The organism is Actinoplanes couchii (assembly GCF_016862075.1).
GTDB lineage: Bacteria > Actinomycetota > Actinomycetes > Mycobacteriales > Micromonosporaceae > Actinoplanes > Actinoplanes couchii.
Genome location: NZ_BOMG01000074.1, coordinates 67,598 through 82,725, shown reverse-complemented (window position 1 = coordinate 82,725; position 15,128 = coordinate 67,598). Strand labels below are relative to the sequence as shown.

Genomic DNA, 15,128 nt, shown 5'->3' with positions numbered 1-15,128 from the left:
CCCGCGCCAGCCTGGCCGCGTTCCGCAAGCTGGCCGCCAACCCGATCTTCAACGTCAAGATCGGCTGACCCGCACCACCGAGCCGCCACCCCACTTCCCCGTGGGTGGCGGCTCGTCGCGTTTCCGGGTCGGCTTCAGGCGATGTCGATGGCGTCCAGTTCGACGAACGCCGCGCCCTTGCCGTACGAGACAGTGTTGGTTCCGGCCTTGAGGGTCACCGCGCGTTCGCTGGTCTGCCAGTTGTCCCAGCCGGTGACCGGGTAGTCGACGGTTCCGGCAGCCGTGTTGTTGACGGTCAGGGTGTGGGTGGCCGGGTCGGAGCCGTTCGCGAAGCGGGTGTGGAGACGGTACTCGCCGGCCCGGGGCACGTGCACGGTGAAGGTGACCGTGCTGTCGGCGAAGTCGATGCCGCCGACGACCACACCGTTGCTGGCGCCGCCGGCCGCGTACCGCGCGTTGGCCCTGGTGAAGTTCGCGTCCTCGGCCTCGTAACGGATCTTCGCGCCCGCCACGACCGGCCGGCTGCCCTGCCAGTCGAGGCGCTGCGAGTAGACCGCCCGGTAGGTGAAACCGGGGTTCCAGCCGTGGAAGACGATCCGGTCCCGGCCGTCGGGGCCGGTCACGATGTCCTGGCCGCCGGGGCCGCGCACCGCGCCCGCGAACGCGTCGGTGGTCATCAGCGGGGATTCGGCCTTCGTGTACGGCCCCCGCAGGCTCGTCGCGGTGGCGTAGCTGCTCACGTAGCTGCCGTTGCCGAAGAAGTTCGCCGAGTAGAACAGCACGTAGGTGCCGCCGCGTTTCCACAGCGTCGGCGCCTCGACCAGTGTCCCCTCGAACGGCTTGTTCTGCTTGATCAGCGGGGTCTCGGCTCCGGTCCGGCGCAGCCCGTCGCTGCTGACCTGCTGCAGGCGCAGCCAGGTGTCCTGCCGGCAGCAGTTCCCGTCGTTCTTCCACAGGATGTAGCGGCGGCCGCCCTCGGTGTACGACGACGCGTCGATGGCGCCACCGATCTCCGGCGTGCACACCAGCGAGGTGTCCTTCGGCACGAACGGCCCACCCGGCGAGGTGGCGGTGGCGGCGCCGATGCACTGCTGCCCGGAGGCCCGGTCATGCGCGGTGTACCACATCACGAAGCTCTTCGGCCCGGTGGCGAACACCTCCGGCGCCCACACCCCGTGATCCCCGGGCCCACCGGGCGGGAACGACCAGCTGGGATCCGCCCAGGCCCCCAACGTCGGCAGAGCGTCCCCACCCTGCACGGTCCAGGAGACCAGGTCGGTGGAGGTGGCCCACTTGATGTTCCGCCCGTCACTGTTGGTGGCGTAGGCGTAGTAGGTCCGCCCCACTTTCAGCACGTCGGGGTCGGCGAAGTTCTGATCGATGACCGGCGCGATGTCCGGTGCGGCCACCGGTGCGGCCTGCTGCACGGCGACCGGCTCCGGCGTCACCGCGGCGGTGGGCGCGGCCGAGGCGGCGAGGAGGAACGAGGCGAGTCCGGCGGCGGCCCCGAACCGGGCCGGGAAACGGTGACGGCGCATCCCCCATCCTCATCATCATGATCGATTGAGGTCAATAGCCCCCGGTTCCGGAACCACCTCAACGCTGCCAGGCGGCCACCACGTCCGCAGGCCCCCAGACCACGTCCACGGTCGGGTCCGGAAGATCCACACCGGACCGGCTCACCACGACGAGTCCGGTCCGCTCCGGTTCGAAGCCCGGCACCTGGATCACGCCGTCCCGAAGCCGGCGCAGGTCCTGCGCAGGTTGGTGTCGGTGACCCGGTACCGAGCGGGCTTGCCACCGTTGGTCGCCAGCGACTGTTCCGGCACGGTGAACAGCGGGGACGACGGGCCGTCCATTACCCGTTCGGGTGATGTGGTCGATCCGGCGGTTGAGCAGCGACGACGGTATCCACCTCATCGGCTCTACAGTGGCCGTCATGCGAATGCGAGAAGTGGCCGTGACGGTGCTCGCCGCGATTCTGGCCGGGGTGGGGTGGGCCGATGTGGCTTCGGCAGAGACGGTGTCGTTGCGGGAGCTGGCGCAGAGCCGGGGGATCGCGTTCGGGAGTGCGGTCAGTGCTGCCTCTCTGGCCGGGGACGCCTCCTACGCGCGGACGCTGGGGAGCGAGTTCGGGGTGGTGACTCCGGAGGACGCGATGAAGTGGGCGGTCCTGCGGCCGGCCCGGGACACGTTCCGCTGGGGCGACGCGGACGCGATCGTGGACGCCGCGGTCGCCAACGGGCAGGGTGTTCGGGGGCACACGCTGGTCTGGCACAGTTCGCTTCCGGCCTGGCTCACCGGCGGGTCGTTCACCACGACGGAGCTGCGGGACGTGCTGAAGGAGCACGTGCAGACCACGGTTCGCCGGTACGCGGGGCGCGTCAAGTTCTGGGACGTGGCCAACGAGGTGCTGAACAACGACGGCAGCCCGCGTGCCGGCTTCTGGCTGGAGCGGCTGGGGGAGGAGTACATCGCCGACGTCTTCCGCTGGGCGCACGAAGCCGACCCGGCGGCGGTCCTGTACCTGAACGAGTACGGCGCCGAAACCCACGGACCCAAGGCCGATGCCCTCTACGCCCTGGTCCGCAGCCTGAAGGAGCAGGGCGTCCCGATCCACGGTGTCGGTCTCCAGGCGCACCTGACCGGGTCGAGCCGGCCCGATCAGCTGCCCGCCCTGCTGCGCCGTTTCACCGGTCTCGACGTCGACGTCGCGGTGACCGAACTGGACGTGCGGATCCCGGTCCCGGTCACGCCGGCCGGGCTGGCGAGCCAGGCCGAGGTGTACCGGCAGGTCACCGCCGCCTGCCTGGCGGTGGCCCGATGCGTGTCGATCACGGTGTGGGGTTTCACCGACCGCCGCAGCTGGATCGGGGCGACGTATCCCGGCTGGGGCGCCGCCACCCTCTTCGACGACGATCTGGCGACCAAACCGGCGTACCGGAGCGTGGCCGACGTTCTGACCAGGACGGACCCGAACGCTCCGGTGGGGCACTGGCCGCTGGACGACCCGGCGGGCACGGTCGCGGCCGACGTGTCCGGAAACGGTCACGACGCGACGGTGCGCGGGGCGAAGGCCGACGGCCGGGTGCCGCACGTGACGGCGTTCGCCGGGGACGGTGCCACCACCGAGGCGAGCACCGGCGCGCCGGTGCTGAACACCGACGGCAGCTTCACCGTCTCGGCGTGGGTGTCGATGTACTCGACAGGCGTCCCGGGCGTGGTCGCCAGCCAGGACGGCGAGACCCGCAGCGCGTTCTACCTGATGTACCAGAAGAGCACCGGCCGCTGGGAGTTCACCGTCCCTTCCGCCGACGGCACCGAGGTCACCTGGCTGACCGCCCGTTCGGCGAGCGCCCCGGTGCTGAAACGCTGGACCCACCTGACCGGTGTCTACGAGGCTCCGACCAGGCAGTTGCGGCTGTACGTCGACGGAGTCCCGGACGGCACCCGGGACGGTGTGACGGCCTGGCGGTCCACGAAGCCGTTCCGGATCGGGCGCAGCCTCTCCGGCGGCCGGTTCGACGGTGCGATCAGTGACGTGCGGGCCTGGAACCGGGCGCTGCCGGCCGGCGAGGTGACCGGGATCAGCGACCGGACCGTCGCCGCCTGGGGTTTCGACAACGCCGCGATCGACTCGTCCCCGTTCGGGCGGGGCACGTCATTGAACAGCAGCGGGGCGACGTACGACAGCAATGCCCTGAAGTTGGACGGCACCGGCTGCGCCGAAGGATATGGCCCGGCCCTGCGCACCGACCGGTCGTGGACGATCACCGCCCGGGTGAACCTGGCCGCCAAGGGCGCGGCCCGCACCGTGATCAGCCAGTCCGGCACCGTCCGGGACGCGTTCTACCTGCAGTACCACCAGAGTTACGACAGGTGGGCGGTGATCGTGCCGTCCGCTGACGCGACCGGCTCGGACTGGCAGCAGGTGCTGTCCACGGCGCCGCCGGCCCTGAACACCTGGACCACCCTGTCGGCGGTGTACGACGCGCAGGCCGCCACCCTGGCGCTCCACGTCGACGGCGTGCGGCAGGGTGACCCGCTCCCGGCGGTGAAGTCCTGGCCCTCCACCGGCCGGATCCACATCGGATGCTCCGGGACCGGCGGCCGCTTCAACGGTCTGATCGACGACGTGAAGGCCTACGTGCCGGCAGCTTGAGAAGCAGAGCCGGCCAGTTGGGACAACCGGGCCGAGGCGCCGCGGGACCGCTTGACCGCGTACATCGCGGCGTCCGCCTGGGCCAGCAGCTCGTCGGAGTCGCCGGTGCCGTACGGGGTCCAGGCGACACCCAGGCTGGCGTGCGGCACCAGGGTGTTGCCGCCGATCCGGACCCGGGCCGCGCCGAGGGCCGCGAGCAGGTCGGCGCCGATCCGTTCGGCGTGCTCGCGGCCGGTCACGTCGCGGCAGACGGCCACGAACTCGTCGCCGCCGATCCGGCCGACCACGGCGCCGGGCGGCACCGCGCTGCGCAGGCTGACCGCCACGTGGCTGAGCAGCAGGTCACCGGCCGCGTGCCCGTACCTGTCGTTGACGGGTTTGAAGGCGTTGAGATCCAGGAAGATCACCGCGGTGCCGGCGTGCCGTTCCCCGGTGTCGAGGGCGTCCCGGAGCGCGGCCATCGTCGCCGCCCGGTTGTGGCAGCCGGTCAGCGGGTCGAAGGTGGCCTGCCGCCACAGCCGCTCGCGCAGCAGCGCCTCCTCGGTGACGTCGGCCAGGCAGGCGATCGCCCCGGTCACGGTGCCGGCGTCGTCGGTGAGCGCGCGCAGGTTCGCCCGGATCCGGCGGTTTCCCGCACCCGGTTCGCGATGGCCGTACTCGAAATCGATGTCCTGGCCCGTCAGGACCCCGGACAGGGCCTCGGCGACCAGCGGGCGGTCGACCGTCTCGGTGACCTCCAGCAGCGCCTCCGCCAGCGGATCGCCGACCTGGGCCCTCACCTGCCGCGCGGCGCGTTCGTTGAGGAACGTGATCCGGCCCTCCGGGGTGGCCTGCAGGATCGCGAGCGGGATCGTCTCGGTGAGCCGGCGCATCAGCTGCTCGGCGGCCCGGACCGCCTCCTGCGCGGCCATCTCGTCGGAGATGTCGAGCATCTCGGCGACCACCCGCGGGTCGTCGGGGTCGTTGAGGTGGTTGTGGTTGGTCACCTCGAACCACACGGTGTGCCCGTCGCGGTGCAGGTGGCGCAACCGGACCCGGCGGGCCGAGCCGGGCGGGGAGCCCAGCATGTCGACCCAGCTCGCGATGGCCCGTTCCTGGTCGCCGGGGTGCACCAGGCCGAGGGTGCGCTGCCCGACGAGTTCCTCGGGGGCGTACCCGAGCAGGGGGTTGATCTCCGGGCCGACCTCGGTGACCACCGAGATCTGGTTCTTGACCATGGAGACCAGGCGGGGCCGGACGTTCTCCGGGAGCAGGGTCACGTCGGCGGCCAGCGCCGAACCGGTGATGATGCCGAGGTAGACGCCGTACCGGTGGGTGGCGTCGACAAAATGGATCCGGGTCAGGTTCTCCGGCGCCGCGGTCAGGTGGACGCGGCATCCCGCGACCCCTTCCAGGACGACCTGGGACCAGGCGTCCACGGCCGGCCGGTGGTCCTCGGGCACGATCAGGCCCAGCATCGAGGAGAACCCCTCGATCGGCCGCAACGTGATCTCTGCCGTCGCCGCGGCCGGCATCGGGACGAACAGCCCGTTCAGGCCGATCGCGGCGATGAAGGCGTCCGGGTTCTTGGCCAGCAGAGCAGCCAGGACGGCGTCCCGGTCGTCGGGTTTCATCATCTGTTCGTCGGCCACGCAGTCTTCCATCGTCACCCGCGGCCCGGAACTGAGGTGTTCGGTTGTGAACGGTCCTGAGCGGGCCTGCTCGGTTCGTGGACTTGTCACAGCTTGTTGAACATCCTGCACACCATGCGTATTCGTGTGCTGGTCGCGATGGTCGCTCTTCTGCTCGGCGGGCTGATCGCTCCACAGCCGGCGTCGGCGGCCACGACACTGATCTACGCCACCTTCAAGGGTGACGGCGCCGCCGACCAGGAGCTGTGGATCTATCAGTCCACCGACGGCGGCCTCAACTACAGCGTCCTGTACGACACCAACTTCCGTGGCCCGACCGGCGTGCTGCGGGATCCGAGCATCATCAAGCGGGGCAGCACGTACTACATCGCCTACACGGTGCAGTCGTGGACGACGAACTCGACGTACTTCGCCGTGGCCCGCAGCACGAACCTGCTGAACTGGACCGACGTCACCACCATCCCCTCCGGGATCAGCAGCACCGCGTACACCTGGGCGCCCGAGTTCTACGTCGAGGGCAGCACCACCTACCTGATCACCAACGTGTCGCAGACGACCTGCTCGGCGTGCTTCCGCCCGTACGTCTACACCGCCCAGAACACCGACCTCACGTCCTGGAGCGGCCCGCAGCAGATGTGGGGGCTCGGCACCAACCACATCGACGCGTACGTGGTGAAGTCCGGCAGCACCTGGCACTCGTTCGTCAAGAACGAGACCACCAAGTACATCGAGCACTGGACCAGCACCGACCGGCTCACCGGCGGCTGGATCAACCGGGGCAACCTGTGGGCGTCCGGGTACGAGGGCCCGTCCCTGGTCCGTCTCGACGACGGCCGCTGGCGGATCTACGTCGACAAGTACACCAACGGCGGCCTGTGGACCGCCACCAGCTCCGACCTGAACACCTGGACCGGTCTGAGCGCCGTCGGCTGCTCGGGCTGCCGGCACGGCACCGCCATCCCCCGTTGATTGGACATCCCATGACCCCGATCCGCAGACTCCTCCTCGTCCCCCTGGTGGCCGCGCTCGCCGCGTTCGGCGCCGTCGCCGTCACCTCGTCCCCGGCGGCCGCCGCGACCAACTCGTTCCGTGGTGTGAACTGGGCGGTGCTCGGTGACAACTTCAGCACCGGGCCGCTGGTGATCTCCGGCCTCAGCTCGTCGGACAGTTACGCCACCGTGCAGGCCAAGGCCAACGCGCTCTACGACGACATGGCCGCCATCGGCGTCAACACGGTGCGACTGCCGATCAACACCCACACCGTCGGTACGGCCTGGTGGAGCGCCTACCGCGGGGCCATCGACGCGGCCACCGCCCGGGGCTTCAAGGTCATCCTCGCCTACTGGGAGGACGGCGCGGCCTCCGGCGGCCGGATCACCAACACCGCCGCGTGGAACACCATGTGGTCGAACGTGACCTACCTCTACGGCGCCAACACCAACGTGTACTTCGAGCCGATGAACGAGCCGCACGGCTACACCTCGGCCGAGTGGCGCAACGTGGCCGCGGCGTGGATGAGCTACCACTACTCGGCGGTGCCCGCGCGCACCCTGATCGGCGGCACCGGCTACAGCCAGGACCTGCGCGACGTGTGCAACGACAGCCGCTTCAACGGGACGCTGCTCTCGTTCCACCACTACGCGTTCTTCTACACCGCGATGACGTACGACGCCTGGCGCACCCACGTGCAGACCCGCCTCGGCAACTGCGCGTCCCGGGCGGTGGTGACCGAGTTCGGCGCCCCGATGTCGACCGGCCTGAACTACGCCGACGCGAACAGCACCGACAACTTCGTCCGCCACATCCGCGCGGTCACCCAGGTGATGCGCGACAACCAGATGGGCGGCACGTACTGGCCGGCCATCGGCGGCAAGCCCACCGGCACGTCGGGCTTCGACTACTACTCGATGTTCGCCCTCTCCGGCTCCGGCACCAACCTGAACCTCACCGTCCGCAACACCTCGGGCAAGGACCGCCTCCGCCACGGCTGGGGTCTCTGACCGCTCCGGATCACGTGGGGGCCACCCGGCGACGGGCGGCCCCCACGCCGTTGCCCGGCCGGGTCTGGACATGGACTGTTAACATACTTAATAATTTGACCTCCCTCGATCTATGCGGAGGTTCCGTTCATGCGCCGCACCCGTTCCCTGTTCCGTATCCTGGCCGCGATGACTGTCGCCGCCGGGCTCTCGCTCGCCGCGGTTGATCCGGCCGCGGCCAGTCCCGTTTCCCAGAACGGGCAGCTCAAGGTCTGTGGGCTCAAGCTCTGCAACGCCCAGGGCAAGCCGGTCCAGCTGCGTGGGATGAGCACCCACGGGCTGCAGTGGTATTCGCAGTGTGTCAACGACGCCTCGCTGAACGTTCTCGCGAACGAGTGGCGGGCGGACGTGCTGCGGATCTCGATGTACGTCCAGGAGGGTGGTTACGAGACCGACCCGGCCGGGTTCACCGCCAAGGTCCACGACTACATCGAGAAGGCCACCGCCCGGGGCATGTACGCGATCGTCGACTGGCACATGCTGTCGCCGGGTGATCCGAACGTCAACCTCGCGCGGGCCAAGACCTTCTTCCGGGAGATCGCCGCACGGCACCGGAACAAGACGAACATCCTGTACGAGATCGCGAACGAGCCGAGCGGGGTGCACTGGAGCGCGATCAAGTCGTACGCCGATCAGTTGATCCCGGTGATCCGGGCCCAGGATCCGGACGGTGTGGTGCTGGTCGGGACCGAGGACTGGTCGTCGCTCGGCGCCTCCGGCGACGGGCAGGGCGTGTCGAGGATCCTGGCGAACCCGGTGAACGCCGGCAACGTCATGTACACGTTCCACTTCTACGCCGCGTCACACGACGACTGGTATCTGGACACGCTCCGGGATGCGGTCGGCAAGCTGCCGGTGTTCGTCACCGAGTTCGGCACCCAGGAGTACACCGGCGACGGCCCGAACGACTTCGCCCGCTCCCAGCGGTACCTGGATCTGCTGGCTGAGCACAAGGTCAGCTGGGTGAACTGGAACTTCTCCGACGACATGCGCTCCGGCGCGGTCTTCACCGAGGGGACGTGCGCGGCCGGGGCGTACTCGGGCACCGCACGCCTGAAGCCGGCCGGCGCCTGGATCCGCGAGCGGCTGCGTTCCTGACCGGGCCGCCCTCGGGAGAAGCCCTTGATACCTAGAAGTACTATGCCTCGTACTTCTAGGTATCAAGGGAGGTGACCGTGCGCGTCACCAAGGATCTGGTCGCCGCCTCGGCGACGCCCATCGTGCTCGGCATCCTCGCCGAGGGCGACAGCTACGGGTACGCCCTCCTGCGCCGCATCAGTGACCTGTCCGGCGGCGAGCTGGACTGGACGGAAGGCTTCCTCTACCCCCTGCTGCACCGGCTGGAGCGTCTCGGTCACGTCGAGGCGTACTGGCACGCGGCCACCGGGGAGCGCCGCCGGAAGTACTACCGGATCACCAGGCAGGGCCTGGCCGAACTGGCCGAACAGAAACGTCAGTGGCAGACCGTCGTCGAGGCTCTCACCCAGGTCTGGCCGCTGCTCATCCCGCAGGAGGGCACCGCGTGACCGTCACCGACGGCAAGGACGAGCTGGAGACCCAGTTCGCGCAGTGGCGGGAGCACGTCCGCCGGCGGCCGGAGATGGTCGAGTCGGACGCCGACGAGCTGGAGGACCATCTCCGGAACTCGGTCGACGAGCTGGCGGGCCTCGGGCTGGACCGGGACGAGGCGTTCCTCGTCGCGGTGAAGCGGATGGGCGGCCTGGACGAGTTGTCCCGCGAGTTCGCCCGCGAGCACTCCGAACGGCTGTGGAAGCAGCTGATGTTCACCGAGGACGACCCGGCGAAGAAGAACCGGTCCCGGCGTGACCTGATCGCCATGCTGGTCTGCGCGTTCGGCGCCGCCGTCTCGATCAAGATCCCCGAGCTGTGGAACGCGGACGGCCACTTCTACCAGAAGAACGCCGCCCTCTTCGCGCTGCCGTGGGTGGCCGGTTTCCTGATGTGGCGACGGCGGACGACGGGCTGGGTACCCGGGCTGCTGGTGGGCCTGTTCGGGCTCGGCGCGGTGGTTGCCAACGCCTATCCGACAGGTGACGACGGCCAGTCCGAGGGCCTGATCGTGTCCCACCTGCCGCTGGCGCTGTGGATGGTCGTGGGGCTGGCCTACGTCTCCGACGACCTGCGATCGGCCCGGCGGCGGATGGACTTCGTCCGCTTCACCGGCGAGTGGTTCGTCTACCTCGTACTCATGCTGCTCGGTGGTGGGGTTCTCACCGTCTTCCTGTACGCCATCTTCGAGGCTGTCGGGATGTCGCCGGACACGTTCATCAGCGAGTGGCTGGTGCCGTGCGGCGTGGTGGCCGCGACCGTCGTCGGCGCCTGGCTGGTCGAGGTCAAGCAGGGTGTGATCGAGAACATCGCGCCGGTTCTGACCCGGCTGTTCACTCCGTTGTTCACCGTGGCGCTGCTGGCCTACCTGGTCGTCATCGGCTGGGGTGGCCGGGGCATCGACATCGACCGCAGCGCGCTCATCACGTTCGACCTGCTGCTCGCGGTGGTCCTCGGGCTGCTTCTCTATTCGCAGTCGGCCCGCGACCCGCTGGCGCCGCGCGGCCCGTTCGACGTCATGCAACTGGTTCTGGTGGTCAGCGCGCTGGTGATCGACGCGCTGGTGCTGTGGGCGATGGCCGGCCGGATCCTCGAGTACGGCATGACCCAGAACAACGTGACCGCGATCGGTCAGAACATCGTGTTGCTGGCCAACCTCGCCGGGGCCGCGTGGCTGCTGCTGACCTTCGTCCGCCGTCGTACCGGCTTCGCGGCCGTGGAGCGCTGGCAGACCGCCTACCTGCCGGTTTTCGGCCTGTGGTTCTGGATCGTGGTGCTGATCCTGCCGCCGGTGTTCCGGTTCGACTGAGTCTCCGCTGTGCACCGGTCCGGCCACTGTTGGACCGGTGCACTACATTCTGCGGAATGTCGCTCACGGCTCTGGCCCGCAAACACCATGAAGCAGCGAAGTTCCTGGTGGTCGGGGGAATCTGTTTCGTCGCGACAGCCGCGATCAACTACGCGCTCAAGCTGACCGTCCTGTCCGGCAAGCCGGTGACCGCGCTCGCCATCGCCACCATCCTGGCCACCGTGCTGTCCTACGTGCTCAACCGGGAGTGGTCGTTCCGCACCCGCGGCGGCCGGGAGCGCCGGCACGAGGCGGCCCTGTTCTTCTCGGTCAGCGCGGTCGGTGTGGTGCTGAACTCGCTGCCGCTCTACATCTCCCGGTACGTCTTCATGCTCAGCGTCCCGGACGTGAGCCGGTCGACACAGGAGATCGCCGACTTCGTCAGCGGCATGATCATCGGTACGTTGGTGGCGATGTGTTTCCGGCTCTGGGCCTTCCGGACCTTCGTCTTCCCGCACGCCGACGCCCGGGTCCGCCCGCCGCGCAAGGCCGGTCGTGGGCCGCGCAGCAGTGTCACGCGTCACGAGGCCGCCCCCGCGCCGACACCTGCCGATGATTAGGCTAGGCTAACCTCAGATTCGAGTGTCCAGGACGGTTCTGGGCACTCTTCTTTGGTTTTCGGAAGGTTCTGTAAATGCGCTTCACCGTTCCCGTCGTACTGGCCGCCGTCTTCCTGGCCGGCTGTTCCACCCCGGAGTCGTCCACCTCCGCGGACGGCGCCACCCGCACCGTCGAGCACGCCCGCGGCACCGCCCAGGTGCCGGACGCCCCGCAGCGGGTCGTCGTCCTGGAACCGCTCGAACTGGACACCGCGGTCGCCGTCGGCATCACCCCCGTCGGCGCCGCCGTCGCCAGCAACACCAGCGGCCTGCCGAAATACCTCGGCGTCGACGGCATCGCCCCGGTCGGCACGGTCCCCGAGCCCGATCTGGAGGCGATCGCCGCCCTCAAGCCCGACCTGATCCTCGGCACCGAGTCCCGGCACTCCAAGCTCTACGACCAGCTCGCCTCGGTCGCGCCCACCGTCTTCATGAAGACCCAGGCCGACCCGTGGCAGGACAACGCCAAGCTGATCGGGACCGCCCTCAACAAGTCCACCGAGGTCGCCGGGCTGCTCGACACCTACCAGCAACGCTGCGCGGCGATCAGGAGCAAATACCAGGTTTCCGGTACGGCCAGCCTGGTCCGGCCCCGGGACGAGACGACCCTCAGCCTGTACGGTCCGGTCTCGTTCGCCGGCAGCACCCTGCAGTGCACCGGCTTCACCATCCCGGAGCAGGAGTGGGAGGACGGTCTGCAGGCCGACATCTCACCGGAGAACGTCCTCAAGGCCAAGGCCGACCACGTCTTCGTCACCACCGCCGACGTCGCCGACACCGGCACGGTTCCCGCCGCGATCCGCGACAACCAGGCCGCGTTCCCGTCGGTCACCCTCGTCGACACCTCGGTCTGGGTGTCCGGCGTCGGACCGAAGGGCGCCCAGACGGTGCTCGACGACATCGAGAAGTTCCTCGAAACGGCGAAGTGACCTTCCGTCGTCTCGGCTACGTCCTCGGTGCGCTGGCCGCCGTCCTGCTCCTCTCGCTGGCCGTGGGCGCCAACATGCTCTCCCCGGCCGTCGTCCTGGACACCCTGCGCGGGGGAGGGGACGCGCAGTCCCAGTACGTCGTCACCGGACTGCGTGTCCCGCGGACCGTCACCGGGATCTGTGCCGGGGTCGCCCTGGGGATCGCGGGCACGCTCATCCAGGCGTTCACCCGCAACCCCCTCGCCGACCCCGGCATCCTGGGCGTCAACGCCGGGGCGGCGTTCACCGTCGCGGTCGGCGTGGCGTTCTTCGGCCTGCGCGACATCGGCGGTTTCGTCTGGCTGGCCTTCCTCGGCGCGCTCATGGTCACCCTGGCCGTCTACGTGATCGGCTCGGCCGGCCGCGCGCCCGCCGACCCGATCCGGCTCACCCTCGCCGGGGTGGCGATCGGCGCCGTGCTGTCCGGCATCACCACCGGCCTCACCCTGAGCAACCCGGACGCCTTCGACGCCATGCGCGGCTGGAACGCCGGATCGCTGCTCGGCCGGGACTTCGGCGTACTGCTGCCGGTCCTGCCGTTCCTGCTGGCCGGCGTGGCGATCGCGATCGTCGTGGCGCCCGGCCTGAACGCGCTCGCCCTCGGCGACGACGTGGCCCGCGCCCAGGGCGCCAACGTCGCCCTGATCCGGGTCGCGGTGATCGTCGCGGTCACCCTCCTCTGCGGTACGGCCACCGCGCTCGCCGGCCCGATCTCCTTCGTCGGCCTGATGGTCCCGCACGTGGCCCGCTGGCTCTTCGGCGTCGACCAGCGCGCGATCCTGGCCGCGTCGCTGCTGCTCGCCCCCACGATGATCCTGCTCGCCGACGTGATCGGCCGGGTCCTGATCGCCCCCGCCGAGATGCCGGTCGGGATCGTCACCGCCTTCGTCGGCGCCCCGGTCCTGATCCTCCTGGCCCGCCGCAGCCGGGCGGCCGCCCCGTGACCGCCCCGTCCTCTCCCGAGATCGATTTCGGACATGCCCGCTACCTGCTGCGGGTCGGCGCCCTGACCCTTCCGGTCCGGCGGCGCAGCCTGCTCGTGGCGACCGGCCTGGTCACCGTGATCCTGGCGCTCGCGGTGCTGGCGCTGGGCCTCGGCACCTACACCCTCACCCCGGACCAGGTCGTCCGGGCACTGCTCGGCCAGAGCACCGGGCTCGACCGCACCGTGGTCCTGGAGTGGCGGCTGCCCCGGACCCTCGCCGCGGTGGTGATCGGCGGCGCCCTCGGCATCGCCGGAGCCCTCTTCCAGACCGTCACCCGCAACCCGCTGGCCAGTCCCGACGTGCTCGGGCTCGGCAACGGCGCGTTCACCGGCATGCTCACCGCCGTGGTGATCGGCGCCACGAGCTGGTCGCTGCTCACCCTCGGCGCCGTCCTCGGCGGCACCGCCGCGGCAGCCGTGATCTGGCTGCTGGCCAGCCGCAACGGGGTCACCGGATTCCGCCTGATCATCGTCGGCATCGGCGTGTCCGCGCTGCTGTCGTCGGTCAACACCTGGCTGCTGCTGCAGGTCGAGCTGGACACCGCGATGTTCGCCTCGGCCTGGGGCGCGGGTTCCCTCAACGGCGTCGGCGCCACCGCGGTCCGGGGTGCGGCGCTCTGCACCCTGCCGCTGCTGGTCCTGCTCGCGTTCGCGATCCCCAGGTTGCGCCAGATGGACCTCGGCGACGACGCCGCCACCGCACTCGGCGCACGCCCCGGCACGGCCCGGCGCACGGTCCTGATCATCGGCGTGGCCCTGGTCTCGATCGGCACCGCGGTGGCCGGCCCGGTCGCGTTCATCGCCCTGGCCGCCCCGCAGATCGCCCGCCGGCTGGCCCGGACCCCGTACCTGTCCCTGATGCTGTCCGCCCTGGCCGGCGCGGTCCTGCTGCTGGCCTCCGACGTGATCGCCCAGCACGTGCTGCCGATCGCCCTGCCGGTCGGCGTGGTCACCGTCTCGGTGGGCGGCCTGTACCTGATAACCATGATCATTCGGGAGATCCGCCGATGAGACCCTGGGAATACAGCGCCTTCCCGGTACGAGTGACGCGAACCCAGCGCCTGAGCCCCGGTTTCGTCCGGGTGACCCTGGCCGGAGATTCCCTGCGCCACTTCGCGTCGTGGGGTCTGGACCAGCGGATCAAACTCGTCCTGCCGATGCCGCATGGCGGTACCGCCGAATTCGGGCTGCTCGACGAGCCGACACCACACCCCTCGCACTGGTACGCCCGGTGGCGCGCTCTGCCTCCGGACCAGCGCAACGTGCTGCGGACCTACACTCCCGCGGCGATCCGCCCCGAGGCGGCTGAGATCGACGTCGACTTCGTCATCCACGAGCCGGCCGGCCCCGCGTCGGCCTGGGCGCTGGCCGCCCGCCCCGGCGACGAGCTGGTCGTGACCGGCCCCGACGCCCGGATGGGCTGGACCGGTTACGGCATCTGCTGGACCCCGGGATCCGCCCGCGACCTGCTGATCATCGGCGATGAGACGGCGTTCCCGGCGATCCGCAACATCATCGGCAGCCTGGACGGCGACGTGCGAGCCCAGGTCCTGATCGAGGTGGGCGCTCCCGGCGACGACCTGGTGTCCACATCGGCCCGCGACAACGTCACGGTGCGGACCGTGCTCCGGGACGGCGTCCACGGCCGGGCGCTGGAGGACGCGGTCCGGGCCGTGGACCCGGGCGACGACCCGTACATCTGGATCGCCGGCGAGTCCGGTTCGGTGACCCGGATCCGCCAGCACCTGACCCGCGACCGGGCCATCCCCAAGGACCACATCTCGTTCCTCGGTTACTGGAAACTCGGCGGCGCCCTGGTGATCTAGG

At 69.9% G+C, this 15,128-nt stretch carries 14 protein-coding genes and 1 pseudogene; 11 read left to right on the top strand and 4 right to left on the bottom strand.

Features of this window, described 5'->3' with window-relative positions:
* Positions 1-134 precede the first annotated feature (134 nt).
* Genes Aco03nite_RS30120 through Aco03nite_RS54225 form a run of 3 tightly spaced genes read right to left on the bottom strand, consistent with a single transcriptional unit; the run spans position 135 to position 1,859 of the window.
* A complete protein-coding gene (locus Aco03nite_RS30120) occupies positions 135-1,538 on the bottom strand; it encodes a family 43 glycosylhydrolase (RefSeq protein ID WP_203800736.1) in 1,404 nt (467 codons plus the stop codon).
* Positions 1,539-1,596: 58 nt separating this feature from the next.
* On the bottom strand, positions 1,597-1,722 hold the full coding sequence (locus Aco03nite_RS54230; protein ID WP_275415918.1) for a hypothetical protein: 126 nt from the start codon (positions 1,720-1,722) through the stop codon (positions 1,597-1,599).
* A 5-nt stretch (positions 1,723-1,727) separates the two neighbouring features.
* Complete coding sequence (locus tag Aco03nite_RS54225; RefSeq protein WP_275415917.1) at positions 1,728-1,859, bottom strand: hypothetical protein; 132 nt, start codon at positions 1,857-1,859, stop codon at positions 1,728-1,730.
* 80 nt (positions 1,860-1,939) lie between these two features.
* Between Aco03nite_RS54225 and Aco03nite_RS30115 the strand changes: the two genes are divergently transcribed.
* Positions 1,940-4,162: an endo-1,4-beta-xylanase gene (locus tag Aco03nite_RS30115; protein WP_203800733.1), complete on the top strand. Its 2,223-nt coding sequence runs from the start codon at positions 1,940-1,942 to the stop codon at positions 4,160-4,162.
* Here the strand turns inward: Aco03nite_RS30115 and Aco03nite_RS30110 are convergent.
* Complete coding sequence (locus Aco03nite_RS30110; RefSeq protein ID WP_203800730.1) at positions 4,144-5,793, bottom strand: sensor domain-containing diguanylate cyclase; 1,650 nt, start codon at positions 5,791-5,793, stop codon at positions 4,144-4,146. The genes Aco03nite_RS30115 and Aco03nite_RS30110 overlap by 19 nt on opposite strands.
* A 114-nt stretch (positions 5,794-5,907) precedes the next feature.
* Between Aco03nite_RS30110 and Aco03nite_RS30105 the strand changes: the two genes are divergently transcribed.
* The 10 genes and pseudogenes from Aco03nite_RS30105 to Aco03nite_RS30060 all read left to right on the top strand — a co-directional run bounded on the left by Aco03nite_RS30105 (position 5,908) and on the right by Aco03nite_RS30060 (position 15,127).
* Positions 5,908-6,762 carry a family 43 glycosylhydrolase gene (locus tag Aco03nite_RS30105; RefSeq protein ID WP_239145547.1) on the top strand — a complete coding sequence of 285 codons (855 nt, stop codon included), beginning with the start codon at positions 5,908-5,910 and terminating at the stop codon, positions 6,760-6,762.
* 11 nt (positions 6,763-6,773) lie between these two features.
* Positions 6,774-7,793 (top strand): glycoside hydrolase family 5 protein, encoded by a 1,020-nt coding sequence (locus tag Aco03nite_RS30100; RefSeq protein ID WP_203800728.1) that lies wholly within the window; start codon positions 6,774-6,776, stop codon positions 7,791-7,793.
* Positions 7,794-8,015: 222 nt separating this feature from the next.
* A pseudogene (locus Aco03nite_RS30095) lies at positions 8,016-8,930 on the top strand (glycoside hydrolase family 5 protein); the annotation flags it as partial.
* Positions 8,931-9,007: 77 nt separating this feature from the next.
* Positions 9,008-9,358: a PadR family transcriptional regulator gene (locus tag Aco03nite_RS30090; RefSeq protein WP_203800726.1), complete on the top strand. Its 351-nt coding sequence runs from the start codon at positions 9,008-9,010 to the stop codon at positions 9,356-9,358.
* A complete protein-coding gene (locus tag Aco03nite_RS30085; RefSeq protein WP_203800724.1) occupies positions 9,355-10,710 on the top strand; it encodes a permease prefix domain 1-containing protein in 1,356 nt (451 codons plus the stop codon). Before Aco03nite_RS30090 ends, Aco03nite_RS30085 begins: the two co-directional genes overlap by 4 nt.
* 56 nt (positions 10,711-10,766) lie before the next feature.
* Positions 10,767-11,309: a GtrA family protein gene (locus Aco03nite_RS30080; RefSeq protein WP_203800722.1), complete on the top strand. Its 543-nt coding sequence runs from the start codon at positions 10,767-10,769 to the stop codon at positions 11,307-11,309.
* Positions 11,310-11,383: 74 nt separating this feature from the next.
* On the top strand, positions 11,384-12,277 hold the full coding sequence (locus Aco03nite_RS30075) for an ABC transporter substrate-binding protein (protein ID WP_203800720.1): 894 nt from the start codon (positions 11,384-11,386) through the stop codon (positions 12,275-12,277).
* The gene (locus Aco03nite_RS30070; RefSeq protein ID WP_239145546.1) at positions 12,274-13,260 is read left to right on the top strand and encodes an iron chelate uptake ABC transporter family permease subunit; all 987 of its coding nucleotides are present in this window, start codon (positions 12,274-12,276) and stop codon (positions 13,258-13,260) included. The genes Aco03nite_RS30075 and Aco03nite_RS30070 overlap by 4 nt, the downstream gene beginning before the upstream one ends.
* Positions 13,257-14,312 (top strand): FecCD family ABC transporter permease, encoded by a 1,056-nt coding sequence (locus tag Aco03nite_RS30065; protein WP_203800718.1) that lies wholly within the window; start codon positions 13,257-13,259, stop codon positions 14,310-14,312. Before Aco03nite_RS30070 ends, Aco03nite_RS30065 begins: the two co-directional genes overlap by 4 nt.
* Positions 14,309-15,127 (top strand): siderophore-interacting protein, encoded by an 819-nt coding sequence (locus tag Aco03nite_RS30060; RefSeq protein ID WP_203800714.1) that lies wholly within the window; start codon positions 14,309-14,311, stop codon positions 15,125-15,127. Before Aco03nite_RS30065 ends, Aco03nite_RS30060 begins: the two co-directional genes overlap by 4 nt.
* Position 15,128: the final 1 nt, after the last annotated feature.

Coding starts and splice junctions, on each gene's coding strand:
- Aco03nite_RS30075 (WP_203800720.1), top strand. CDS start 11,384: ATGCGCTTCACCGTTCCCGTCGTACTGGCCGCCGTCTTCCTGGCCGGC.
- Aco03nite_RS30120 (WP_203800736.1), bottom strand. CDS start 1,538: ATGCGCCGTCACCGTTTCCCGGCCCGGTTCGGGGCCGCCGCCGGACTC.
- Aco03nite_RS30100 (WP_203800728.1), top strand. CDS start 6,774: ATGACCCCGATCCGCAGACTCCTCCTCGTCCCCCTGGTGGCCGCGCTC.
- Aco03nite_RS54225 (WP_275415917.1), bottom strand. CDS start 1,859: ATGGACGGCCCGTCGTCCCCGCTGTTCACCGTGCCGGAACAGTCGCTG.
- Aco03nite_RS30105 (WP_239145547.1), top strand. CDS start 5,908: ATGCGTATTCGTGTGCTGGTCGCGATGGTCGCTCTTCTGCTCGGCGGG.
- Aco03nite_RS30080 (WP_203800722.1), top strand. CDS start 10,767: ATGTCGCTCACGGCTCTGGCCCGCAAACACCATGAAGCAGCGAAGTTC.
- Aco03nite_RS30060 (WP_203800714.1), top strand. CDS start 14,309: ATGAGACCCTGGGAATACAGCGCCTTCCCGGTACGAGTGACGCGAACC.
- Aco03nite_RS30115 (WP_203800733.1), top strand. CDS start 1,940: ATGCGAATGCGAGAAGTGGCCGTGACGGTGCTCGCCGCGATTCTGGCC.